At 73.8% G+C, this 19,950-nt stretch carries 19 protein-coding genes; 10 read left to right on the top strand and 9 right to left on the bottom strand.

Features of this window, described 5'->3' with window-relative positions; translation table 11 throughout:
- Nucleotides 1-38 precede the first annotated feature (38 nt).
- Entirely contained in the window at nucleotides 39-488 is a 450-nt protein-coding gene (locus tag ACH4K1_RS03170; protein ID WP_398085960.1) for a hypothetical protein, read from the bottom strand.
- Between the two features lie 107 nt (nucleotides 489-595).
- On the opposite strand from ACH4K1_RS03170, the gene ACH4K1_RS03165 reads away from it, so the two are divergent.
- Nucleotides 596-892, top strand: coding sequence for a hypothetical protein (locus ACH4K1_RS03165; protein ID WP_398085958.1), 297 nt, complete (start codon nucleotides 596-598; stop codon nucleotides 890-892).
- A gap of 233 nt (nucleotides 893-1,125) precedes the next feature.
- Here the strand turns inward: ACH4K1_RS03165 and hutH are convergent, their stop codons facing one another.
- From hutH to ACH4K1_RS03140, 5 genes are all read right to left on the bottom strand, one after another.
- A complete protein-coding gene (gene hutH / locus ACH4K1_RS03160; RefSeq protein WP_398085955.1) occupies nucleotides 1,126-2,676 on the bottom strand; it encodes a histidine ammonia-lyase in 1,551 nt (516 codons plus the stop codon).
- A gap of 217 nt (nucleotides 2,677-2,893) precedes the next feature.
- Nucleotides 2,894-4,048 carry a diguanylate cyclase domain-containing protein gene (locus ACH4K1_RS03155; protein ID WP_398085952.1) on the bottom strand — a complete coding sequence of 385 codons (1,155 nt, stop codon included), beginning with the start codon at nucleotides 4,046-4,048 and terminating at the stop codon, nucleotides 2,894-2,896.
- A gap of 104 nt (nucleotides 4,049-4,152) precedes the next feature.
- The gene (locus tag ACH4K1_RS03150) at nucleotides 4,153-4,965 is read right to left on the bottom strand and encodes an enoyl-CoA hydratase/isomerase family protein (protein ID WP_228990337.1); all 813 of its coding nucleotides are present in this window, start codon (nucleotides 4,963-4,965) and stop codon (nucleotides 4,153-4,155) included.
- Nucleotides 4,966-5,151: 186 nt separating this feature from the next.
- On the bottom strand, nucleotides 5,152-6,351 hold the full coding sequence (locus tag ACH4K1_RS03145; protein WP_228990336.1) for an adenylate/guanylate cyclase domain-containing protein: 1,200 nt from the start codon (nucleotides 6,349-6,351) through the stop codon (nucleotides 5,152-5,154).
- 235 nt (nucleotides 6,352-6,586) lie between these two features.
- Nucleotides 6,587-7,456: a biotin--[acetyl-CoA-carboxylase] ligase gene (locus tag ACH4K1_RS03140; protein ID WP_398085948.1), complete on the bottom strand. Its 870-nt coding sequence runs from the start codon at nucleotides 7,454-7,456 to the stop codon at nucleotides 6,587-6,589.
- A 236-nt stretch (nucleotides 7,457-7,692) separates the two neighbouring features.
- Here ACH4K1_RS03140 and ACH4K1_RS03135 point away from each other — a divergent pair, with 236 nt between their 5' ends.
- The 4 genes from ACH4K1_RS03135 to ACH4K1_RS03120 all read left to right on the top strand — a co-directional run bounded on the left by ACH4K1_RS03135 (nucleotide 7,693) and on the right by ACH4K1_RS03120 (nucleotide 10,396).
- Nucleotides 7,693-9,273, top strand: coding sequence for an acyl-CoA carboxylase subunit beta (locus tag ACH4K1_RS03135; RefSeq protein WP_073764562.1), 1,581 nt, complete (start codon nucleotides 7,693-7,695; stop codon nucleotides 9,271-9,273).
- 57 nt (nucleotides 9,274-9,330) lie between these two features.
- Nucleotides 9,331-9,537: an acyl-CoA carboxylase subunit epsilon gene (locus ACH4K1_RS03130; protein ID WP_398085944.1), complete on the top strand. Its 207-nt coding sequence runs from the start codon at nucleotides 9,331-9,333 to the stop codon at nucleotides 9,535-9,537.
- A 92-nt stretch (nucleotides 9,538-9,629) separates the two neighbouring features.
- Nucleotides 9,630-9,758: a morphogenic membrane protein MmpB gene (mmpB, locus tag ACH4K1_RS03125; RefSeq protein WP_267488448.1), complete on the top strand. Its 129-nt coding sequence runs from the start codon at nucleotides 9,630-9,632 to the stop codon at nucleotides 9,756-9,758.
- A gap of 26 nt (nucleotides 9,759-9,784) precedes the next feature.
- The gene (locus ACH4K1_RS03120) at nucleotides 9,785-10,396 is read left to right on the top strand and encodes a nucleoside triphosphate pyrophosphatase (RefSeq protein WP_228990333.1); all 612 of its coding nucleotides are present in this window, start codon (nucleotides 9,785-9,787) and stop codon (nucleotides 10,394-10,396) included.
- A 41-nt stretch (nucleotides 10,397-10,437) separates the two neighbouring features.
- Here the strand turns inward: ACH4K1_RS03120 and ACH4K1_RS03115 are convergent, their stop codons facing one another.
- Nucleotides 10,438-10,875, bottom strand: coding sequence for a hypothetical protein (locus tag ACH4K1_RS03115; protein ID WP_398085941.1), 438 nt, complete (start codon nucleotides 10,873-10,875; stop codon nucleotides 10,438-10,440).
- Between the two features lie 353 nt (nucleotides 10,876-11,228).
- On the opposite strand from ACH4K1_RS03115, the gene ACH4K1_RS03110 reads away from it, so the two are divergent.
- The 3 genes from ACH4K1_RS03110 (at nucleotide 11,229) to ACH4K1_RS03100 (ending at nucleotide 15,447) form a co-directional block, all read left to right on the top strand.
- Nucleotides 11,229-12,983 carry an acetyl/propionyl/methylcrotonyl-CoA carboxylase subunit alpha gene (locus ACH4K1_RS03110; protein WP_398085938.1) on the top strand — a complete coding sequence of 585 codons (1,755 nt, stop codon included), beginning with the start codon at nucleotides 11,229-11,231 and terminating at the stop codon, nucleotides 12,981-12,983.
- Between the two features lie 240 nt (nucleotides 12,984-13,223).
- Nucleotides 13,224-13,808 (top strand): TetR/AcrR family transcriptional regulator, encoded by a 585-nt coding sequence (locus tag ACH4K1_RS03105; RefSeq protein WP_228990330.1) that lies wholly within the window; start codon nucleotides 13,224-13,226, stop codon nucleotides 13,806-13,808.
- A gap of 220 nt (nucleotides 13,809-14,028) precedes the next feature.
- Nucleotides 14,029-15,447, top strand: a complete 1,419-nt coding sequence (locus tag ACH4K1_RS03100; RefSeq protein ID WP_398085935.1) for a hypothetical protein — start codon at nucleotides 14,029-14,031, stop codon at nucleotides 15,445-15,447.
- Nucleotides 15,448-15,466: 19 nt separating this feature from the next.
- On the opposite strand, the gene ACH4K1_RS03095 is transcribed toward ACH4K1_RS03100, so the two are convergent.
- On the bottom strand, nucleotides 15,467-16,438 hold the full coding sequence (locus ACH4K1_RS03095; protein WP_398085933.1) for a DeoR/GlpR family DNA-binding transcription regulator: 972 nt from the start codon (nucleotides 16,436-16,438) through the stop codon (nucleotides 15,467-15,469).
- Nucleotides 16,439-16,624: 186 nt separating this feature from the next.
- A complete protein-coding gene (locus ACH4K1_RS03090) occupies nucleotides 16,625-18,064 on the bottom strand; it encodes an NAD(P)H-quinone dehydrogenase (RefSeq protein ID WP_228990328.1) in 1,440 nt (479 codons plus the stop codon).
- 297 nt (nucleotides 18,065-18,361) lie between these two features.
- Between ACH4K1_RS03090 and ACH4K1_RS03085 the strand changes: the two genes are divergently transcribed.
- Entirely contained in the window at nucleotides 18,362-18,799 is a 438-nt protein-coding gene (locus ACH4K1_RS03085) for a gamma-glutamylcyclotransferase (RefSeq protein ID WP_073764580.1), read from the top strand.
- Nucleotides 18,800-19,105: 306 nt separating this feature from the next.
- Complete coding sequence (locus tag ACH4K1_RS03080) at nucleotides 19,106-19,930, top strand: purine-nucleoside phosphorylase (RefSeq protein ID WP_228990327.1); 825 nt, start codon at nucleotides 19,106-19,108, stop codon at nucleotides 19,928-19,930.
- Nucleotides 19,931-19,950 lie beyond the last annotated feature (20 nt).

The raw sequence follows: 19,950 nt of genomic DNA, 5'->3' as shown, positions 1-19,950 counted from the left end.
CCGCCGGTGAGCGGGGCCGGGGCCGGTGTTCTCACACGTCACGCCCGTTGCGCAGGGCCACCGTCCCGGCCGTCGTGCCTCCCATTGTGCGCGACCGTGTCGCCGTACCCCTCCTCCTCGTCCCCGTCCTCCGGGAGGAACAGGCCCTCCTCGCCGTCGTCGGCGTCGTCCCAGTCCTCCGCGTCGGGGTCGTACTCGATGCTCTCGCTGCTCCAGGACGCTTGGGCCAGCTCAACCCCGGGCACCTCGCTGACCAGATCGAAGGGGTCGACCAGCGAGGCGAGCGCCTCTGCTCCGTCTGCCCGGACCGTGGCCTCGGCATGCGTCCGCTCCTCGGCGGTGTCGCCTCCGGCGGCCCCCGCGACGGGCTCCCCGTACTCGGCGGCGATGGATTCAAGGGCGGTACCGGTCAGGGCGTCGAGGTCGGTGACCTCCAACACCATCTCCACGCGAAGCCGAACAAACCTGGATGTCTCATCTGTGTTCATGGCCGGAGCGTACGGCCCGGCGGGGCCGCGACTTTCCACCGACCCGCTGCTTTGCTTAGCATCGGCCCACGGGGCTAACTCATGGTTGTCGCAAGGGGATCGAATCTGTGTCCGTCGCTCGTCGCACACTGCTGACCGCCACCGCCTCCGGCACGCTGCTGGCCGCTCTCTGGTTCGTCCCGTCGGCCAACGCGACCGGTGAGCACGCCGTCCAGGACGCCCCGGCCGCCGCGCCCGCGAAAGCCGCCGGAGAGGCCGGTACCACCTCCGACCTGCGCCTCGCCGACACCGGCCCGGGTCTGGACACCACCCCGTATCTCATCGGCGGTACCGCCCTGTTGGGCATCGGCACGGGGTTCGTCGCGTATGCGGCGCGCCGCTCCGGACCGCGCCCGGCCTGCTGAGCGGAGCCGGCACCGCGTAGGGAGGTGGGGCCCCCCCCCCCCCGGGGGGGGGGGGCCCCCCCCCCCCCGCCCCCCCCCGGGGGGGGGGGGCCCCCCGGCGGTGCGGGGGGTTGGGGGCCCGCCGCCCCGGCCGCCCCCCGGCCGGCGGGGGGGGGGCGCCCCCGGGGGGGGGGGGGGCCCCCCCCCCCCGGGGGGGGGGGCCCCCACCTCCGTACGCGTACGCGAGCGGGGTCTCAGGCCAGCGGGCCGGTGACCGGCTCCACGGCCGCGACCAGACGCCCTTCCCGTACGAAGGCGTCGGCGGCGGCCAGGTCCGGCGCGAGGAAGCGGTCCGGTCCCGGGCCCTCCGCCCCGGCGGCCCGCAGCGCGGCCACGGCGGCCTGCGAGGCGGGGGCGGGGACGAGCCCTTCGGCGGCGCGCAGTTCGACCGCGCGGGTCGCGGCGTACAGCTCGACGGCGACGATCCGGGTCAGGTTGTCCACGGCGGTGCGGAGCTTGCGCGCGGCGGACCAGCCCATGGAGACGTGGTCCTCCTGCATCGCGGAGGACGGGATGGAGTCGGCGGAGGCGGGGACCGCGAGCCGCTTCATCTCGCTGACCAGGGCGGCCTGGGTGTACTGGGCGATCATCAGGCCCGAGTCGACCCCGGCGTCGTCCGCGAGGAACGGCGGCAGGCCGTGCGAGCGGTTCTTGTCGAGCAGCCGGTCGGTGCGGCGCTCGCAGATCGAGCCGAGGTCGGCGGCGACGATCGCGAGGAAGTCCAGGACGTACGCGACGGGCGCGCCGTGGAAGTTGCCGTTGGACTCCACCCGGCCGTCGGGGAGGACCACCGGGTTGTCGACGGAGGAGGCCAGTTCGCGCCCGGCGACGAGGGCCGCGTGGGCGAGGGTGTCACGGCCCGCGCCGTTGACCTGGGGGGCGCAGCGGACCGAGTAGGCGTCCTGGACCCGGGGCGCGTCGTCCTGGTGATGGCCCGTCAGCCCGGAACCGGCCAGCACCCGCAGCATGTTGGCGGCGCTGGCGCCCTGGCCCGGGTGCGGGCGGATGGCGTGCAGCTCGGGGGCGAGGACCTTGTCCGTGCCGAGCAGCGCCTCCAGGGAGAGGGCGGCGGTGATGTCGGCCGAGGTGTAGAGGTTCTTCAGGTCGGCGAGGGCCATGACCAGCATGCCGAGCATGCCGTCCGTGCCGTTGAGGAGGGCCAGGCCCTCCTTCTCCCGCAGTTCGACCGGGGCGATGCCGTGGGCGGCGAGGAGTTCGCCGGCGGGCCGGACCGTGCCGTCGGGGCCCTCCGCGTCGCCCTCGCCCATCAGGGTGAGCGCGCAGTGCGAGAGCGGCGCGAGGTCGCCGGAGCAGCCGAGGGAGCCGTACTCGTGGACGACGGGGGTGATGCCCGCGTTGAGCACGTCGGCCATGGTCTGCGCGACCTCGGGGCGTACGCCGGTGTGGCCGGAGGCGACGGTCTTCAGCCGGAGGAACATCAGCGCGCGGACGACCTCGCGCTCCACGCGGGGGCCCATGCCCGCCGCGTGCGAGCGGACGATGTTGCGCTGGAGCTGCGCCCGCAGGTCGGTGCTGATGTGGCGGCTGGCGAGGGCGCCGAAGCCGGTGGAGACGCCGTAGACCGGCTCGGGTTTGGCGGCGAGCGCGTCCACGATGAGGCGGGCGGCGGCCAGGGCGTCCACGGCGGCGGCGGAGAGTTCGACCCGGGCGTCGTGGCGGGCCACGGCGACGACGTCATCGGCGGTGGTTCCGGACGTCCCCACCACGACAGTGTGCATATCCATATTCAGCAGCCTACGGATTGAAACCCTTCATGTCACTAGTGGTGCGGCGCAGGGCCCCTTACGCGCAGGACGCCTTAGGTGCGGGGCGCCTTACCTGCAGGACCCCTTACCCCCGGGGCTCCTCACGGCACGGGCCGCCGGCTCCCCTGCCGCTCGCACCGCCGCGACGTCCGGAGCGCCAACCTTCCCGGCGCCCCGGCGTCCCGGCGTCCGCGCCTCACGGGCGGTTGCCGCGCAGCCTGCGCCGGTCGTGGGCGGGCCGCGGCGGGGAGTCCGCGAGCCGGACGACCTCGCCGTCCCGCCCGGCCACCACCGGACCCGGGGAACGGGCCGCCTTGGCCCGGTACTGCGCCGCGTCCGCGAGCCGGAACAGCCGGCGGGCCGACCGGACCGGGCCGATCGGGTCGCCGGTCGACGCGACCCCGCAGGCCACCCCCTCGCCCAGCTCGATCACCGCGGCCCGGTCGCACAGCTCGGTGGCCGCGCCCACCACGGCGTCCGCCGAGGGCCCGGCCGCCAGCAGGCAGAACTCGTCGCCGCCCAGCCGCGCCGCCAGCGCCTCCGGGAGCATCGCCCCGCACCGCGACAGCACCGAGCCGAAACGTTCCAGCAGACGGTCGCCGACGGCGTGGCCGAGGGTGTCGTTGACCGCCTTGAGGCCGTTCAGGTCGCAGACGACGAGGCTGACGACCGTGCCGTCGACACGGTGCCGCTCGACGGCCTCGTCGAGCCGGATGTCGACCGCGCGCCGGTTGGCCAGCCCGGTCAGCGGGTCGGTGAAGGCCAGTTTGCGCACCTCTTCCAGCCGTTCGGTCTGGGCGATCCCGGAGGCCACGACGGCGGCGAGCACGGTCGCGAAGTCCGCGTCGGCCCGGTCGAACACGGGCCGGCCGGCCGGCCGTGCCACGTACAGCTCGCCCCAGGCCCGGCCGTGCAGCACGATCGGCGCGACCACGCAGCAGCCCCGGCCGCGCCGCCGCAGCGCGGCGACCCGCTGGTGGCAGTACGGGCGGGCGCCGCGCGCGGGCCCGCCCGCACCGGGCTGCCCGTCCGCGGTCTCCACCCAGGCGTCGGGCTCACCGCCGCCCGCCCACCGCTCGTGCAGGAACTCGGTGATCTCCGGGAACTGGTGGACCGGGTAGGCCTCCTCCTCGGGGAACTCCTCCTCCCCCTCGGCCCGTTGCCCCGCGTTCACCAGCACCCGCAGCCGGCCCCGCTCCCGCTCCCACACCGAGAGCGCGGCGAAACTGCCGTGCAGCGCCTCGCAGGCGCCGAGCGCGGCCGCCCGCCACGATTCCCGCGGCGTATAGGCCGCGGCCATGGTCTGCGCCAGCGAAACCACGGCCCGCAGCCGTTCGTCGTCACCACCCATTTCTACAGCTTAGGTAGATTTGTTCGCCTTTGATCAGTTTGATGCGTAACCCATATCAACCATTCCACCCTGGAATGATCACGCTCGGTGACGCACGCCCGTCGTCACTCGCCGGGCCACGCGGGGCGCCGCTTCTCGTTGAACGCGGCCACCCCCTCCGCCCGGTCCCCGGAGAAGGCGACGGACCGCCAGGCCGCGTCCTCCACCTCCAGGCCGGCCCGCAGGTCCAGCCCCTGCCCCAGCCGGAGCGCCCTCTTCGCCGCGCGCAGGCCGACCGGCGAGTTGGCGGCGATCCGGCCGCCCAGCGCGAGGGCCTCCTCGCGGTCCCGGCCGGCCTCGACCAGCTCGTCGACCAGCCCCAGTTCGCGCGCCTCGGCGGCCTCGACCCGGCGGGCGCTGAACACCAGCTCGGCGGCGCGGGCCGCCCCCACCCGGCGCGGCAGCAACTGCGTGCCCCCGCCGCCCGGGATGACGCCCACGGACACCTCGGGCAGCCCGACCACGGCGGTGGCGTCGGCGACGATCACATCGCAGGCCAGGGCGAGTTCGAAGCCGCCGCCGAGGGCGAAGCCGTGGACGGCGGCGATCACCGGCATCGGCAGCTCCAGGACCCCGGTATAGGCGGCGCGGGCCGTGGGCCGCTGGCGGACGAGTTCCGCGTCGGTGAAGGAGTTGCGCTCCTTGAGGTCCGCGCCGACGCAGAAGGCCCGCTCGTGGCTGGAGGTCAGGACGGTGGCCCGGACGTCCCGGTCGGCGCCGAGCGCGTCGCAGGCGGCGGCGATGGAGCGGGCCATGTCGGTGGAGACGGCGTTCATCGCCTTCGGCCGGTCCAGCACCAGCTCGGCGACGTGGTCCTGCCCCGCGTGCCGCCGCACGACGACGAACTCCCCGTACCGCTGCTCGGACGTGACGGTCATGGCTGCACCCCTGTCGGTCGACGGCGCCGGCGGTCGACGACACCCGGTCGACGCCGCCCGCTGCCGTTAACGAGCGTTATCCGGCAGGAATCCTAGACAGGGCGGCCCGGCCCCCGACAGGGCCGGGCCGCAACGGCTGCGGGACGGCGTGCGGGCGGGGCGGCTCCCCGCCCTCGGGGAAACGCCTCAGGAACCGGTCCGGCCGCGCCGGGCCAGCAGCCACGGCTCCACCACGCCGAGTCCGCGCACGGGCCGCTGCCACATCGGCTGGAGCCCGAAGCGGTAGGTCGGCAGCGGCGGCTCCTCCGCCGGCTCGCGGCCCTCCTTCTCGGCGAGCCGGGCCCGCTCGGCGGCGGCCGCGACGGCCTCGGCCGCCTGCGCCTCGGACTCCGGGGCGTCGCCGTGGCGGACCAGCTCCGCGGCGAACGCCCCGTCCACCAGGACGGCGTCCTTCGGAGCTATCGAGGTCAGCCGGCTGGCGAGGTTCACCGTGGTGCCGAAGACATCGCCCATCCGGGTGGTGACCGTGCCGAACGCGATGCCGACGCGCAGGGCGGGCATCGTCTCGTCCTGGCCCATCGCCTCGATCAGCCGGAGCGCTATCTCGGCGGCCGTGCCCGCGTCGTCGGCGGCGAAGAGGACCTCGTCGCCGAGGGTCTTGATGAGCCGCCCGCCGTGCGCGGCGACCAGGTCGGCGGCGGTCGTCTCGAAGGACTCGACCAGTTCGCCCAGCTCCTCCTCCTCCAGCCGCCGGGTGAGCCGGGTGAAGCCCACCAGGTCCGCGAAGCCCACCGCGAGCCGCCGGTCGACCATCTCCTCGTCGTCGGCCGCCTGCACGACCCGCCCGGTGGCGGCGGCGAGCTGGCGCCGCCACACGTAGACGAGGAACTCCTGGAGCTCCGGGAGCAACAGCTCGACCAGCGGATACGTGACCTCGGTACGGGTCATGCCCGGCTCGGGCGGCTCGGTCAGCCCCTCCAGGAACGAGTCGATCTGCCACTCGGCCAGCCGGGCGGTGGTCTGACCGGTGGAGCGGGCCACCTGGATCGCCATCGGCTCGCTGAGCAGCCCCGCCTCGACGAGGCCGGCGAGCCGCCGCAGGGCGAGCACGTCGGCCTCGGTGAGCGCCTTGGCCTGCCCGATGTCCGCGAACCCCATGGCCCGCCAGAACCGGGAGGCCAGATCCATGGAGACCCCGGCGGTGCGGGCCGCCTGGAAGGGCGTGTACCGCCGGTCGGCCCCCAGGATCAGCGCTTCGAGGCGGATGGCGAGGGGGTCGTCGGTCGGTTCCACCGTGTGGTCGACCTCGTGGTGGGGTGTGGCGTGGACCGAGGAGTCCGTGCCGGGCTCCTCGCCCGCACCGGACGTCGTGTCGCCGACGGTCACCAGCCGCCTCCTGCCCGTTCCCTGCGCACTTCCCTGCCGATCTCTCTTCGGATCGCCTCAACGATACGGCAGGTGTGCCCTGGCTCACGTCCTCGGCCGCCCGTCCCCGGTGCGTCGCGCGTGACATCACGGCGTACGTCGTATCCGGCCCGCGCGCCCCCGGCCTCCGGGCCCCGGCCCCGGCGCCGCTCCTCCCGCGCCGCTCCGGCCCCCGGCCCCCCGCTCCGCACCCCCGTCAGGTCAGGCCGCCCGCCACGCCCCGCAGGTGGACGATGTCCCCGGCCGACACCGGCTGCCGGAGTCCGTCCTCGGTGGAGAGGACGAGCCGGCCGTCCCCGTCGATCGCGACCGCCTCGCCGACCAGGGCGTCACCGCCCGGCAGCTCGGCCCGCACGGTCCGGTCGAGGGTCGCGCACCCCGCGGCGTACGCGGCCTGGAGCCCGCTCGCGGCCGCGTCCCCGCCGGTCTCCTTCCACGCCCCGTACCAGTGCTCCAGCGAGCGCAGGACGGCGCGCAGCAGCGTCTCGCGGTCGGTGGAGACCGCTCCGGCGAGGACGAGCGACCCGGCGGTGGGGGCGGGCAGTTCGTCGGCGCGCAGCGAGACGTTGATCCCCATGCCGACGACGATGCCGTCCCCGGCGAACTCCCCGAGGATGCCGCCCGCCTTGCGCTCCTCCCCGTCCACGGAGACCAGCAGGTCGTTGGGCCACTTCAGCGACGTGTCGACCCCGGCCGACTTCGCGAGCCCGGTCGCGGCGGCCACCCCGGCCAGCAGCGGCACCCACCCCCACCGCTCCACGGGGACGTCTCCGGGCTCCAGGTACACCGAGAGGAACAGTCCGGAGCGGGGCGGGGCCGTCCAGGTCCGCTCCAGCCGCCCGCGCCCGGCGGTCTGCTCCTCGGCGATCAGCACCGTGCCCGCGGCGACCGCCCCGGCACGGGCCCGCCCGGCGAGGTCGGTGTTGGTGGAGCCGGTGGACTCCACGACCTCCAGCGACGTCCACAGCGCGTCGGGCCGCAGCAGTCCGCGGCGCAGCGCGGTCGCGTTCAGGGGCGGCCGGTCGAGGTCCGACCAGCGGTTGTGTGGCGCATCCGGGGGTGTCATGCAACCCAGCCTAGGTGTGGCAAAGGACGCACTGCCTTTCCGGAGGCACGCCGTTACCCTACGAGTCAGTAGCCAAGCGGCGCACCGCGGCGAAGGACGCCGTGTGACCGCGTGACGAAGCAGAGCCGCACAACCGCGTTACGAGTCAGTAGCCGCAGAGCCGGACAGACGACCGCCCGTCCCCCGTGACCGCCACCGGTCGTCGTCCCCGTGACCAGGCAGGGAGCCGCCCCCCGATGTCCGAGCCGCAGATCGACATCCACACCACCGCGGGCAAGCTAGCGGACCTGACGCGCCGCATTGACGAGGCGACGCACGCGGGGTCGGCCCGCGCGGTCGAGAAGCAGCACGCCAAGGGCAAGCTGACCGCCCGTGAGCGGGTCGAGCTGCTGCTGGACGAAGGCTCCTTCGTCGAGCTCGACGAGTTCGCCCGGCACCGCTCGACCAACTTCGGCATCGAGAAGAACCGCCCGTACGGGGACGGCGTCGTCACCGGTTACGGCACGGTCGACGGCCGCCCGGTCTGCGTGTACTCGCAGGACTTCACCATCTTCGGCGGGTCGCTCGGCGAGGTCTACGGCGAGAAGATCGTCAAGGTCATGGACTTCGCGCTGAAGACCGGCTGCCCGGTCATCGGCATCAACGACGGCGGGGGCGCGCGCATCCAGGAGGGCGTGGTGGCGCTCGGCCTGTTCGCCGAGATCTTCCGGCGCAACGTGCACGCCTCCGGGGTGATCCCGCAGATCTCGCTGATCGTCGGCCCGTGCGCGGGCGGCGCGGTCTACTCCCCCGCCATCACCGACTTCACGGTGATGGTCGACCAGACCTCGCACATGTTCATCACCGGGCCCGACGTCATCAAGACGGTCACCGGCGAGGACGTCGGCTTCGAGGAGCTGGGCGGGGCCCGTACGCACAACACCACCTCCGGGGTGGCGCACCACATGGCGGGCGACGAGAAGGACGCCATCGAGTACGTCAAGTCCCTGCTGTCGTACCTGCCGTCGAACAACCTCTCCGAGGCCCCGGCCTTCCCGGAGGAGGCGGACCTCGCCACCACCGACGAGGACCGCGAGCTGGACACGCTCATCCCGGATTCGGCGAACCAGCCGTACGACATGCACACCGCGATCGAACACGTGCTGGACGACGGGGAGTTCCTGGAGACCCAGGCCCTGTTCGCGCCGAACGTCATCACCGGCTTCGGCCGGGTCGAGGGGCACCCGGTCGGCATCGTCGCCAACCAGCCGATGCAGTTCGCCGGCTGCCTCGACATCAACGCCAGCGAGAAGGCGGCCCGCTTCGTCCGCACCTGCGACGCGTTCAACGTCCCCGTCATCACCTTCGTGGACGTGCCGGGCTTCCTGCCGGGCGTGGACCAGGAGTACGGCGGCATCATCCGGCGCGGCGCGAAGCTGATCTACGCCTACGCGGAGGCCACGGTCCCGCTGATCACCGTCATCACCCGCAAGGCGTTCGGCGGCGCGTACGACGTGATGGGCTCCAAGCACCTGGGCGCCGACCTGAACCTCGCCTGGCCGACCGCGCAGATCGCCGTCATGGGGGCGCAGGGCGCGGTGAACATCCTGCACCGGCGCGCCATCGCCGCCGCCGAGGACCCGGACGCGACCCGCGCCGAGCTGATGGCGGACTACGAGGACGCGCTGCTCAACCCGTACGTGGCGGCCGAGCGCGGTTACGTGGACGCGGTGATCATGCCGTCCGACACCCGGGCCCACATCGTCAAGGGGTTGCGTCAGCTCCGTACCAAGCGGGAATCCCTCCCTCCGAAGAAGCACGGCAACATCCCGTTGTAGGGCGCCGGACGCGCCCGGCCCATCCGTTCCAGCCGCCTTTCCCCGAGAGGTCCGCCCATGATCAAGGTCGTACGGGGCAACCCCACCCCTGAGGAGCTGGCCGCCGCCGTGGCGGTGGTCCAGGCGCGCGCCGCCGCCGCGTCCGCCGTACCGTCCGGGCCGCCGCTGCCGCCCGAGCAGTGGTCCGACCCGGGCCGCATCGCCCGCTCCGGAAGCCCGCGGCCCGGCCCCCGGGCCTGGGCGCGGACGTACTGGCCGGCCTAGAGGGCGTCCGAGGCCGTCCCCGGTCCGCCGGGGGCGGCTTTGAGTACCCGTACTCAGGCGGCGGGGCGGGGCGGGGCGGCAGGATCGGAAGCATGCTGTGGTCCGACCCCGAGAACAAGCCGCCGAAGGAACTGCGCGACGCCCAGGCCATGATGCGCAGAGCCGGCGTCCTGCTGGCGCTGGCGATGCTGGTGGCGATGTTCGTGCTCGGCGTCCACTGACCCGTCGGGTCCTGGGCCCTTCTACGATGGCCCTCATGACTGATCAGCGCCGTCTCGTGCTCGCCTCCGCCTCCCCCGCCCGCCTCGGCCTGCTGCGCCAGGCCGGGTTCGCACCCGAGGTGATCGTCAGCGGGGTGGACGAGGACGCTCTGAGCGCGCCGACCCCCGCCGAGCTGGCCCTCGTCCTGGCGCGGGCCAAGGCCGCGGCGGTCGCGGAGCGCCCCGAGGCCGCGGGCGCCCTGGTGATCGGCTGCGACTCGGTGCTGGAGCTGGACGGCGAGGCGCTGGGCAAGCCGGCCGACGCCGAGGAGGCCACCGCCCGCTGGAAGGCGATGCGCGGGCGGTCGGGCGTCCTGCGGACCGGGCACAGCGTGATCGACACCGCTTCGGGCCGCACCGCGTCGGAGACGGCGTCCACGGTCGTACGGTTCGGGGAGCCGACCGACGCCGAGGTCGCCGCCTACGTGGCGTCGGGCGAACCGCTCCACGTGGCGGGGGCCTTCACCCTGGACGGCCGCTCGGCGCCGTTCGTCGACTCCATCGAGGGCGACCACGGCAACGTCATCGGCCTCTCGCTGCCGCTGCTGCGCCGCCTGCTGGGCGAACTGGACGTCTCCGTCACGGAGCTGTGGGTCTGAAGACCCCGCGGGGGCCCGGGCCCCCGGCGGGTGTGGCGGGCTCAGACCGCCGCCGGGGCCGGCCGCTCGCTCGGACCGTCCTCGGCCCGGGCCCGGGGCCCGTACGCCTGCAGGGTGAGGACCAGCAGGGCCAGCACCAGCGTCAGGAACGCGAAGGCGCCCCAGCCGACCAGGCCGACGGTGACCGCGCCGAGGACGCCGTGCGCGACCGCGCAGCCGATCAGGACGATCCGCCCGAACCGTCCCGGGGAGCGGTCGCGGGCCCCGGCCAGCAGGGCGATCAGCCCGCACAGGACCAGCAGCACCCCGAAGACGCCGCCCATCGCCCAGGTGCCGGCGGCCATGGCTCCCGGGTCCATACCGGCGAGGGACATGTTCTGGTTCCCCGCGACCGTGGCCAGGGCGGCGTTGACGAGCACGATGCCCACCGCCTCCCCGAACAGCACGAGCGCGGTCACGACCGCCACCGCTCTGCGCATCAGCGTCCCACCCCTGTTACCTCCGGTACGTGCGTAGCGCGGACCCTACTCATGGGTATTCCTTCGGACAAGGGGCTGGGCCCGCCCGCACGCCGGGCAAAGAATCCACCGGCCGTTCGTAGGGAGTCCACAAAGAATCGCCGTGAGGCGTTGACCATCAGGACAGAGACCTGGACCACACCGGATGGTTACTGTGCGGTTGAGGATCGCGGCGTACCGTGGTGCCACAAGGGATTTCACTACTGGGGCAAGCCTCGGATCACACTCCGTGTGGGCAAGCTCACCATTGGGGACAGGTCGTACGGCCGTGTCGGTAGTCCCTAAACTCAGCTTGTTTCGAGGAGGGAGTCATCGTGCGCAAGGTGCTCATCGCCAACCGTGGCGAAATCGCTGTCCGCGTCGCTCGGGCGTGCCGGGACGCGGGGATCGCGAGTGTCGCGGTCTACGCCGAGCCGGACCGCGACGCGCTGCATGTCCGGGCCGCTGACGAGGCGTTCGCGCTGGGCGGTGACACCCCGGCCGCCAGCTACCTGGACATGGCCAAGGTGCTGCGGGCCGCCGCGGACTCCGGGGCGGACGCGGTCCACCCCGGCTACGGATTCCTGTCGGAGAACGCGGAGTTCGCCCAGGCCGTCCTGGACGCCGGGCTGACCTGGATCGGCCCCCCGCCGCAGGCGATCCGCGACCTCGGCGACAAGGTCGCCGCCCGGCACATCGCCCAGCGCGCGGGCGCGCCCCTGGTGGCGGGTACCCCGGACCCGGTCTCCGGCTCCGACGAGGTCGTCGCCTTCGCCGAGCAGAACGGCCTGCCGATCGCGATCAAGGCCGCCTTCGGCGGCGGCGGGCGCGGCCTGAAGGTGGCCCGCACCCTGGAGGAGATCCCCGAGCTGTACGACTCCGCGGTCCGCGAGGCGGTCGCCGCCTTCGGCCGGGGCGAGTGCTTCGTCGAGCGCTACCTCGACAAGCCCCGCCACGTGGAGACCCAGTGCCTGGCCGACTCCCACGGCAACGTGGTCGTCGTCTCCACCCGTGACTGCTCGCTCCAGCGCCGCCACCAGAAGCTGGTGGAGGAGGCCCCGGCCCCCTTCCTGACCCAGGCGCAGAACGAGGAGCTGTACGCGGCCTCGAAGGCGATCCTCAAGGAGGCCGGCTACGTCGGCGCCGGCACGGTCGAGTTCCTGGTCGGGCTGGACGGCACGATCTCCTTCCTGGAGGTCAACACCCGCCTCCAGGTCGAACACCCCGTCACCGAAGAGGTCACGGGCATCGACCTCGTCCGCGAGATGTTCCGCATCGCGGACGGCGAGGAGCTGGGGTACGGCGACCCGGCGGTGCGCGGCCACTCCTTCGAGTTCCGGATCAACGGCGAGGACCCGGGCCGCGGCTTCCTGCCCGCCCCCGGCACGGTCACCCTCTTCGCCCCGCCGACCGGCCCCGGCGTCCGCCTGGACGCGGGCGTCGAGTCGGGTTCGGTCATCGGCCCGGCGTGGGACTCCCTCCTCGCCAAGCTCGTCGTGACCGGCGCGACCCGCGAGCAGGCGCTCCAGCGCGCCGCCCGCGCGCTGGCGGAGTTCCAGGTCGAGGGCATGGCCACCGCCATCCCCTTCCACCGTGCCGTCGTCGCCGACCCCGCCTTCACCGCGGACCCGTTCACCGTCCACACCCGGTGGATCGAGACCGAGTTCGTCAACGACATCAAGCCCTTCGCCGCGCCCGCCGAGGCGGACGCGGAGGACGAGTCCGGGCGCGAGACCGTGGTCGTCGAGGTCGGCGGCAAGCGGCTGGAGGTCTCGCTGCCCTCCTCGCTGGGCATGAGCCTGGCCCGTACCGGCCTCGCCGCCGGCGCCAAGCCGAAGCGCCGCGCCGCGAAGAAGGCCGGTTCGGCCGCCTCCGGAGACTCCCTCGCCTCGCCCATGCAGGGCACCATCGTGAAGATCGCGGTGGAGGAGGGGCAGGAGGTCAAGGAGGGCGACCTCGTCGTCGTCCTGGAGGCCATGAAGATGGAGCAGCCGCTCAACGCGCACCGCTCCGGCACCATCAAGGGCCTCTCCGCCGAGGTCGGCGCCTCCGTCTCCTCCGGCGCCCTGATCTGCGAGATCAAGGACTGATCTCCGGCACGCCCCCGCAGGGCCCGGTCCGCGTCCTCACGACGCGGGCCGGGCCCTGCCGCGATCGCGGGCCCCGGACCCCACGCGACCGCGGGACCGGGCCTGCCGCGACCGCGGTGCCGGGCCTGTCGCCACCGTGGCACCGGCCGTTCCCCGCAGTGGCATCCTGGAAACCGACGACGGGTCCGAGAGACCGCCGGTGTCCGAGGCGGTCCGAGGGCCGAGGGAGGGGTGGGAGCCATGACAGGGGCGATCCCGATGGAGACGAGCACGGCGCGGCCGATGCGCGCGGACGCGCGGCGGAACCACGACCGGCTGGTGGGCGAGGCGCGCAGGTCGTTCGCCGAGCACGGCACGGACGCCTCGCTGGAGGACATCGCCCGGCGGGCGGGCGTGGGGATCGGCACCCTCTACCGGCACTTCCCGAACCGGGACGCCCTGATGAACGCGGTCTTCCAGGACGCCCTGTGCTCCCTGCTGGACCGCTCCCGTGAGCTGGCCGCGGCGGAGGCTCCGTGCCGGGCGCTGGTGGACTGGCTGGGCTCGATCGTCACTCATGCGGGTGAGTACCGCGGGCTGGCCCACGCCCTGATGTCCGCCTCGCGCGACGCGACGTCGCCGCTCACGCAGTGCCACCGGCCGCTCCGCGAGGCGGGCGCCGGGCTGCTGCGCCGGGCCCAGGAGAGCGGAGCCGTACGGGACGACGTCTCCATCGACGACCTGCTCCAGCTCACCAACGCGATCGCGCTGGCGGCCGAACAGTCGCCCGACGACCCGGAGTTGACGGAACGGTTGCTGCGGCTGACGCTGCGCGGGCTGAAGTAGCCGCCGGTCGGCCGTCCGGAGCCGCCTCCGGCGCGACGCCCCCAAGGCGGCGCTCCAGCGGTGGGACCGCGTCCTGACAGCGGCTCATCTCCCGGTGGGGGAGGGCGAGTCCGCCGCGGCGGCCGACGGCTTCCGGGCACTGGACGCACGTGGCCCGGAGAGCCCGGAGCGCGTAGGCGCCCCACTTCTCCCGGAGCCGTCGCTGGGGTTGGATGACGGGATGCGAAGATCCACGGTCTGGACACGCGGGTGGGGGACGGCGGCGCTGATATGCGCGGCGGCGGTGGTCCTGCTCCCCGTCGTGCGGTTCACTGCCACGACCCCGCGCTTCGACATGCTGGTCGCGGTGGGAGCGGCACTCGTGTGCGGCCTGGGATGGGTGGCGGCCACCTTCCGGGCGCCCGCAGTGGAGCCGGGCTCACTCGATCCCGGAGTCGACGAGGAGCTCCCACCGATCCCCTCGGCGCTCCCCCGGCCCTTCCCCTTCCCGCTGGGCCCCGCGGTCGCCATCGTGCTCGCCGTCACCGCCATCGCCTCGGCCTTCCTGGTGGGACTGCGGCCGGACGGCGCCCAGGGCGCGGCGCTCGACGCGATCCAACGGGCGCACCCGCACGTGTCGACCGGGACCGTCGTCCAGGCCGGCGAGGGTGAGCACACCGGTGTGGGCAAGGGCAAGCGCGGCGCTTACTACTACGCCGATCTGCGGGTCGAACTGGCCGACGGCACGGTGCTCGCCGTGGACCGCGGGATCGTCGGCTCGTCGCCGGAGGAGGGCATGGACGTCCGGGTCCTGCACGCGCCGGGCCGCCCCGATCTCGGCGGCTGGGTGGACGACAGCGTGGACATCTCGTCGTACCTCTCGCCCTGGCACGTGCCCCTGGAGGGCGGGACGCTGGTGCCGTTCGCGTTTCTGCTGTTCGTGGCGGGCTGGGCGGTCGTCGGCATCGTGAACTCGGAGCGCGTCTCCGAGCACGGTCCGCGCAGGCTGCTGACCGAGGACGCGGCGGCGGGGGAGGTGAACGCCGGGTATGTGGACCGGCTGACCGCCGTCCACGAAGCGCGCACCACGGTCGGCAGCCGGGCCGGCAGCACCAAGGTGGTCGACAGAGTCTGGCTGAGCGCCGACGTCGACGAGGTCATGGGGGTCGAACTCTGTGTCGACCGCGCCGACATCCTCGCCCTGGCGACGGAGTTCGGCGAGACGACGGGCTGGCTGCTCTGGGCCCGGCGGTGGAACATGGTGAACGGCACGAACCCGGTTCCGGCGGTCTTCGTCGCCCCCGGCGGCCGGAGCTTCACCTGCTCCGTCCTCCGCTCCGACATGCGCCGTCTGACCAATGCCGCCCCGGTGACGTGGGAGGCGACCACCCCCGGCGCGGCGGCCCGGCCCTGGAAGGGCGTCTGCCACACCTCCCCCGGCGCCCGGCTCACCGTTGTCGGGCTGTACGCGGTGGTCGGGGCGTCGCTGCTCCCGGCCCTGACCGGGAGCGCCGGCCACCTCACCGGCTACCTCCCGCTCGCCCTCGCGGCCGTGGCCTCCCTGCTGACGGCCGTGCTCGTGGCTCCCGCCTGGCGCCGCACCCTGCCGCTTCCGGGCTGGGAGCGGCGGAGGACACGGGACGCCCGCGTGCCCGCCTGACACGGCGACCGGCCGGCGGCTACCGCCTGCGGAGGTCCGCCACCCGGGCGCGCTCGCCCGACGGCGGCTGGTCGGAGAGGGGGGCGGCGCTCCGCAGCTGCGGCCCCAGCCCCCCGTTCCGCGTCGTGGTGCGCCGCTGTCCCGGCAACGGCATGTCGCGGCGCGGACGGCGCTCTCCGGGGGGGCCTTCCCCGCCGGTCGCCTCCGCGTCCGGACCGGCCACCGTGATCTCCACGCCCTGGTCGGCCAGGGCCTGGAGCTCGGCGGCGGCCCGCTCGTCGTGGAGCGGCGGCTCGTCGGTGACCAGCCGGGTGATCAGCTCGGTGGGCACCGTCTGGAACATGGTGTCCGAGCCCAGCTTGGTGTGGTCCGCCAGGACGACCACCTCCGCGGCGGCCTGGACGAGGGCCCGGTCGACGCTGGCCGAGAGCATGTTGGAGGTGGACAGGCCGCGCTCCGCGGTGAGGCCGCTCCCGGAGATGAACGCCCGGGAGACCCGCAGCCCCTGGAGGGACTGCTCCGCCCCGCTGCCCACCAGCGCGTAGTTGCTCCCGCGCAGGGTGCCGCCGGTCATGACGACTTCGACCCGGTTGGCATGGGCCAACGCCTGGGCCACCAGCAGCGAGTTGGTGACGACGGTCAGACCGGGTACCCGCGCGAGCCGGCGGGCCAGCTCCTGGGTGGTCGTACCGGCGCCGACCACGATGGCCTCGCCCTCGCCGACGAGGCCGGCGGCCAGGTCGGCGATCGCGGTCTTCTCCGCCGTGGAGAGATGGGATTTCTGCGGAAAGCCGGACTCCCGCGTGAGACCGCCCGGCAAGACCGCACCGCCGTGCCGGCGGTCGAGGAGTCCTTCTGCCTCCAGTGCCCGCACGTCCCGCCGTACGGTCACTTCGGAGGTCTGGACGACGCGGGCGAGCTCACGGAGCGATACCGCCCCGTTGGCACGCACCATTTCGAGGATCAATTGACGACGTTCTGCAGCGAACACGGAACTGACAGTAACCTGACCGGCGGTGGGTTTTCAGCAGTTTGCGCCGAATAACAGAAGTTGTACTTCAAAGGGGCCTCCAAGTGGTATAGGAGGCCCCTTTGTCGGTCGGGGTCGATCGCGGGCGGCCCCCAGCCCGGTCCGGGCTGCCGGGGGTTGCCGGGGATTGTCCGGTTCCCCGGCCCCTCAGCCCTCGCCGGTGAGCTTGCGGGTGTGCAACTGCCGGGCCACTTCGGCGATCGATCCGGACAGGGACGGGTACACGGTGAAGGCGTTTGCGATCTGTTCCACCGTCATGTTGTTGTCGACGGCGATCGAGATGGGGTGGATCAGCTCGCTGGCGCGCGGCGCGACGACGCAGCCGCCGACCACGATCCCCGTACCGGGGCGGCAGAAGATCTTGACGAAGCCGTCGCGGATGCCCTGCATCTTGGCGCGCGGGTTGCGCAGCAGCGGCAGCTTGACGACCCGGGCCTCGATCCTGCCCGCGTCGACGTCGGCCTGGCTGTAGCCGACGGTGGCGATCTCCGGGTCGGTGAAGACGTTGGCGGAGACCGCCTTGAGGTTCAGCGGGGCCACCGCGTCGCCGAGGAAGTGGTACATCGCGATCCGGCCCTGCATCGCGGCGACCGAGGCCAGCGCGAAGATCCCGGTGACGTCGCCGGCCGCGTAGACGCCGGGGGCGCTGGTGCGCGAGACCCGGTCGGTGAGGACGTGCCCGGAGTCCTTGAGCCGTACGCCGGCCTCCTCCAGGCCCATGCCCGCGGTGTTCGGGATCGCGCCGACCGCCATCAGGCAGTGCGAGCCGGTGATGACCCGGCCGTCGGCGAGGGTGACCTCGACCCGGTCCCCGACGCGCTTGGCGGACTGGGCGCGGGAGCGGGCCATGACGTTCATCCCGCGCCGCCGGAAGACGTCCTCCAGGACGGCGGCGGCGTCCGGGTCCTCGCCGGGCAGCACCCGGTCGCGCGAGGAGACGAGGGTGACGCGGGAGCCGAGCGCCTGGTAGGCCCCGGCGAACTCGGCGCCGGTGACGCCGGACCCGACGACGATGAGCTCCTCGGGCAGCTCGTCGAGGTCGTAGACCTGGGTCCAGTTCAGGATGCGCTCGCCGTCCGGCTTCGCGTCCGGGATCTCCCGGGGGTGGCCGCCGGTCGCTATCAGCACGGCGTCGGCGGTCAGCCGCTCCTCGGTGCCGTCCGCGGCGGTGACGACGACCTGGCGGGACCCGTCGGCGGCCTGGAGCCCGTCCAGCCGGCCCCGGCCGCGCATCACGCGGGCGCCGGCCCGGGTGACGGAGGCGGTGATGTCGTGGGACTGGGCGAGCGCGAGGCGCTTGACCCGGCGGTTGACCTTGCCGAGGTCCACGCCGACGACGCGGGCGGCCTGCTCCACGTGCGGGGTGTCGTCGGCGACGATGATGCCCAGCTCCTCGTAGGAGGAGTCGAAGGTGGTCATCACCTCGGCCGTCGCGATCAGGGTCTTCGACGGCACGCAGTCGGTGAGGACCGACGCTCCGCCGAGACCGTCGCAGTCGACGACGGTCACCTCCGCACCGAGCTGGGCGCCCACCAGGGCTGCCTCGTAGCCGCCGGGGCCGCCGCCGATGATCACGATCCGGGTCACGAAAAGTCCGCCTCGCGTTGGGTTGCCCCGCGGCCGCCCTGCCGCCCCGGCCGGGGGTCCGGGGGAACGCCCCGGGGGTCTGCAGTACGTACTCCATTGTCCCGCACGCGCCAAGGTGCTTCGCCCCGGGGCCCTCCATACGGGAAAGGAAGCGCCCACCGCGCGGGACCGGACGGCCCGGGGGACGGGTTCCCCGGCGCCGGAGGCGGAGGCGCGGCCCCTCCTCGTACTGCCCCGACCGGGGCCTTCGTTCCAGGAACCGCCTCTCCCGCGCCCACCTCCCGTACCCTCGATCCCATGTCGCTCTACGCCGCGTACGCCGGCAACCTCGACGCGCGGCTGATGACCCGCCGCGCCCCGCATTCCCCGATGCGCAGCACCGGCTGGCTCAACGGCTGGCGGTTGACCTTCGGCGGGGAGCAGATGGGCTGGGAGGGCGCGCTGGCCACCGTGGTGGAGGCGCCGCGCTCCCAGGTCTTCGTCGCGCTGTACGACCTGGCGCCGATGGACGAGGACTCCATGGACCGCTGGGAGGGCGTCGGCCTGGACGTCTACCGGCGCATGCGCATCCGGGTGCACACCCTGGACGGCGAGGAGCCGGCCTGGATCTACGTGCTGAACGGGTACGAGGGCGGCCTGCCCTCGGCGCGCTACCTGGGGGAGATCGCGGACGCCGCGGAATCCGCCGGCGCACCCCACGACTACGTGATGGAGCTCCGCAAGCGCCCCTGCTGAAGCGGTACTGACCCCGCTGAGCCGCTGCCGGACGGCCCGGCACGGGCGGACCCGTGCGGACGGGCCGGCGCGGGCGAGTCGGCGCGGACGAGCCGACACAGGCGAGTCGGCGCGGGCGGGCCGGTGCCGCCCCGGCCCCCGACGGGGGCGGACGGAGAGGTGCTGCCGGGGGGCTTGCGCCCCCGGTCGGCGCCGCGGCCGGCCACCCCGTCCGCACCCCGGTCGTGCGAAAGTACGAAGAGCTCCCGGGCGTCTTTGCGCCGAGGCATCTACGCGCGTAGGGATTGAGCGGTTACGCTCGTCCGCGTGAACGCATCTGTTATTCCGGACAACATCCAGGGCGACCCGCAGGCCGCCGCCGCCGGGGCCGCCGCCCGCCTGCGCGAGCTGACCGGCGCCGAGACCCATGACGTCGCCCTGGTCATGGGCTCCGGCTGGGCCCCCGCGGGCGAAGCGCTCGGCGTCCCGGAGGCCGAGTTCCCCGTGACCGAGCTGCCCGGCTTCCCGGCGCCCGCCGTCGAGGGCCACGGCGGCACGGTCCGCTCGTACCGGATCGGCGAGAAGCGCGCGCTGGTCTTCCTCGGCCGCACGCACTACTACGAGGGCCGGGGCGTCGCCGCCGTCGCCCACGGGGTCCGTACCGCGGTGGCCGCGGGCTGCCGGACCGTCGTCCTGACCAACGGCTGCGGCGGCCTGCGCGAGGGCATGCGCCCGGGCCAGCCGGTGCTGATCAGCGACCACATCAACCTGACGGCCGCCTCCCCGATCATCGGCGCCAACTTCGTCGACCTGACCGACCTGTACTCGCCGCGGCTGCGCGCGCTGTGCAAGGAGATCGACGAGACCCTCGAAGAGGGCGTGTACGTCCAGTTCCCCGGCCCGCACTACGAGACCCCGGCCGAGATCAACATGGTCCGGGTCATGGGCGGCGACCTGGTGGGCATGTCCACGGTCCTGGAGGCCATCGCGGCCCGCGAGGCGGGCGCGGAGGTGCTGGGCCTCTCCCTGGTCACCAACCTGGCGGCGGGCCTCTCCGGAGAACCCCTCAACCACGAGGAGGTCCTCCAGGCCGGCCGCGACTCGGCGACCCGGATGGGCGCCCTGCTGGCCCGGGTGCTGGAACGCATCTAGGGCGTGCCCCGCGGAGCCGG

This window comes from Streptomyces sp. NPDC017448, assembly GCF_044330565.1.
Lineage (GTDB): Bacteria > Actinomycetota > Actinomycetes > Streptomycetales > Streptomycetaceae > Streptomyces.
This window is presented reverse-complemented; position numbering and strand designations above follow the sequence as displayed.

What these genes read in the sequence shown, in the direction of transcription:
- ACH4K1_RS03170 (WP_398085960.1), bottom strand. Translation starts at nt 488, where the DNA reads ATGAACACAGATGAGACATCCAGGTTTGTTCGGCTTCGCGTGGAGATG.
- hutH (WP_398085955.1), bottom strand. Translation starts at nt 2,676, where the DNA reads ATGGATATGCACACTGTCGTGGTGGGGACGTCCGGAACCACCGCCGAT.
- ACH4K1_RS03155 (WP_398085952.1), bottom strand. Translation starts at nt 4,048, where the DNA reads ATGGGTGGTGACGACGAACGGCTGCGGGCCGTGGTTTCGCTGGCGCAG.
- ACH4K1_RS03150 (WP_228990337.1), bottom strand. Translation starts at nt 4,965, where the DNA reads ATGACCGTCACGTCCGAGCAGCGGTACGGGGAGTTCGTCGTCGTGCGG.
- ACH4K1_RS03140 (WP_398085948.1), bottom strand. Translation starts at nt 7,456, where the DNA reads ATGACACCCCCGGATGCGCCACACAACCGCTGGTCGGACCTCGACCGG.
- ACH4K1_RS03135 (WP_073764562.1), top strand. Translation starts at nt 7,693, where the DNA reads ATGTCCGAGCCGCAGATCGACATCCACACCACCGCGGGCAAGCTAGCG.
- ACH4K1_RS03130 (WP_398085944.1), top strand. Translation starts at nt 9,331, where the DNA reads ATGATCAAGGTCGTACGGGGCAACCCCACCCCTGAGGAGCTGGCCGCC.
- mmpB (WP_267488448.1), top strand. Translation starts at nt 9,630, where the DNA reads ATGCTGTGGTCCGACCCCGAGAACAAGCCGCCGAAGGAACTGCGCGAC.
- ACH4K1_RS03120 (WP_228990333.1), top strand. Translation starts at nt 9,785, where the DNA reads ATGGCCCTCATGACTGATCAGCGCCGTCTCGTGCTCGCCTCCGCCTCC.
- ACH4K1_RS03115 (WP_398085941.1), bottom strand. Translation starts at nt 10,875, where the DNA reads ATGCGCAGAGCGGTGGCGGTCGTGACCGCGCTCGTGCTGTTCGGGGAG.
- ACH4K1_RS03105 (WP_228990330.1), top strand. Translation starts at nt 13,224, where the DNA reads ATGACAGGGGCGATCCCGATGGAGACGAGCACGGCGCGGCCGATGCGC.
- ACH4K1_RS03100 (WP_398085935.1), top strand. Translation starts at nt 14,029, where the DNA reads ATGCGAAGATCCACGGTCTGGACACGCGGGTGGGGGACGGCGGCGCTG.
- ACH4K1_RS03085 (WP_073764580.1), top strand. Translation starts at nt 18,362, where the DNA reads ATGTCGCTCTACGCCGCGTACGCCGGCAACCTCGACGCGCGGCTGATG.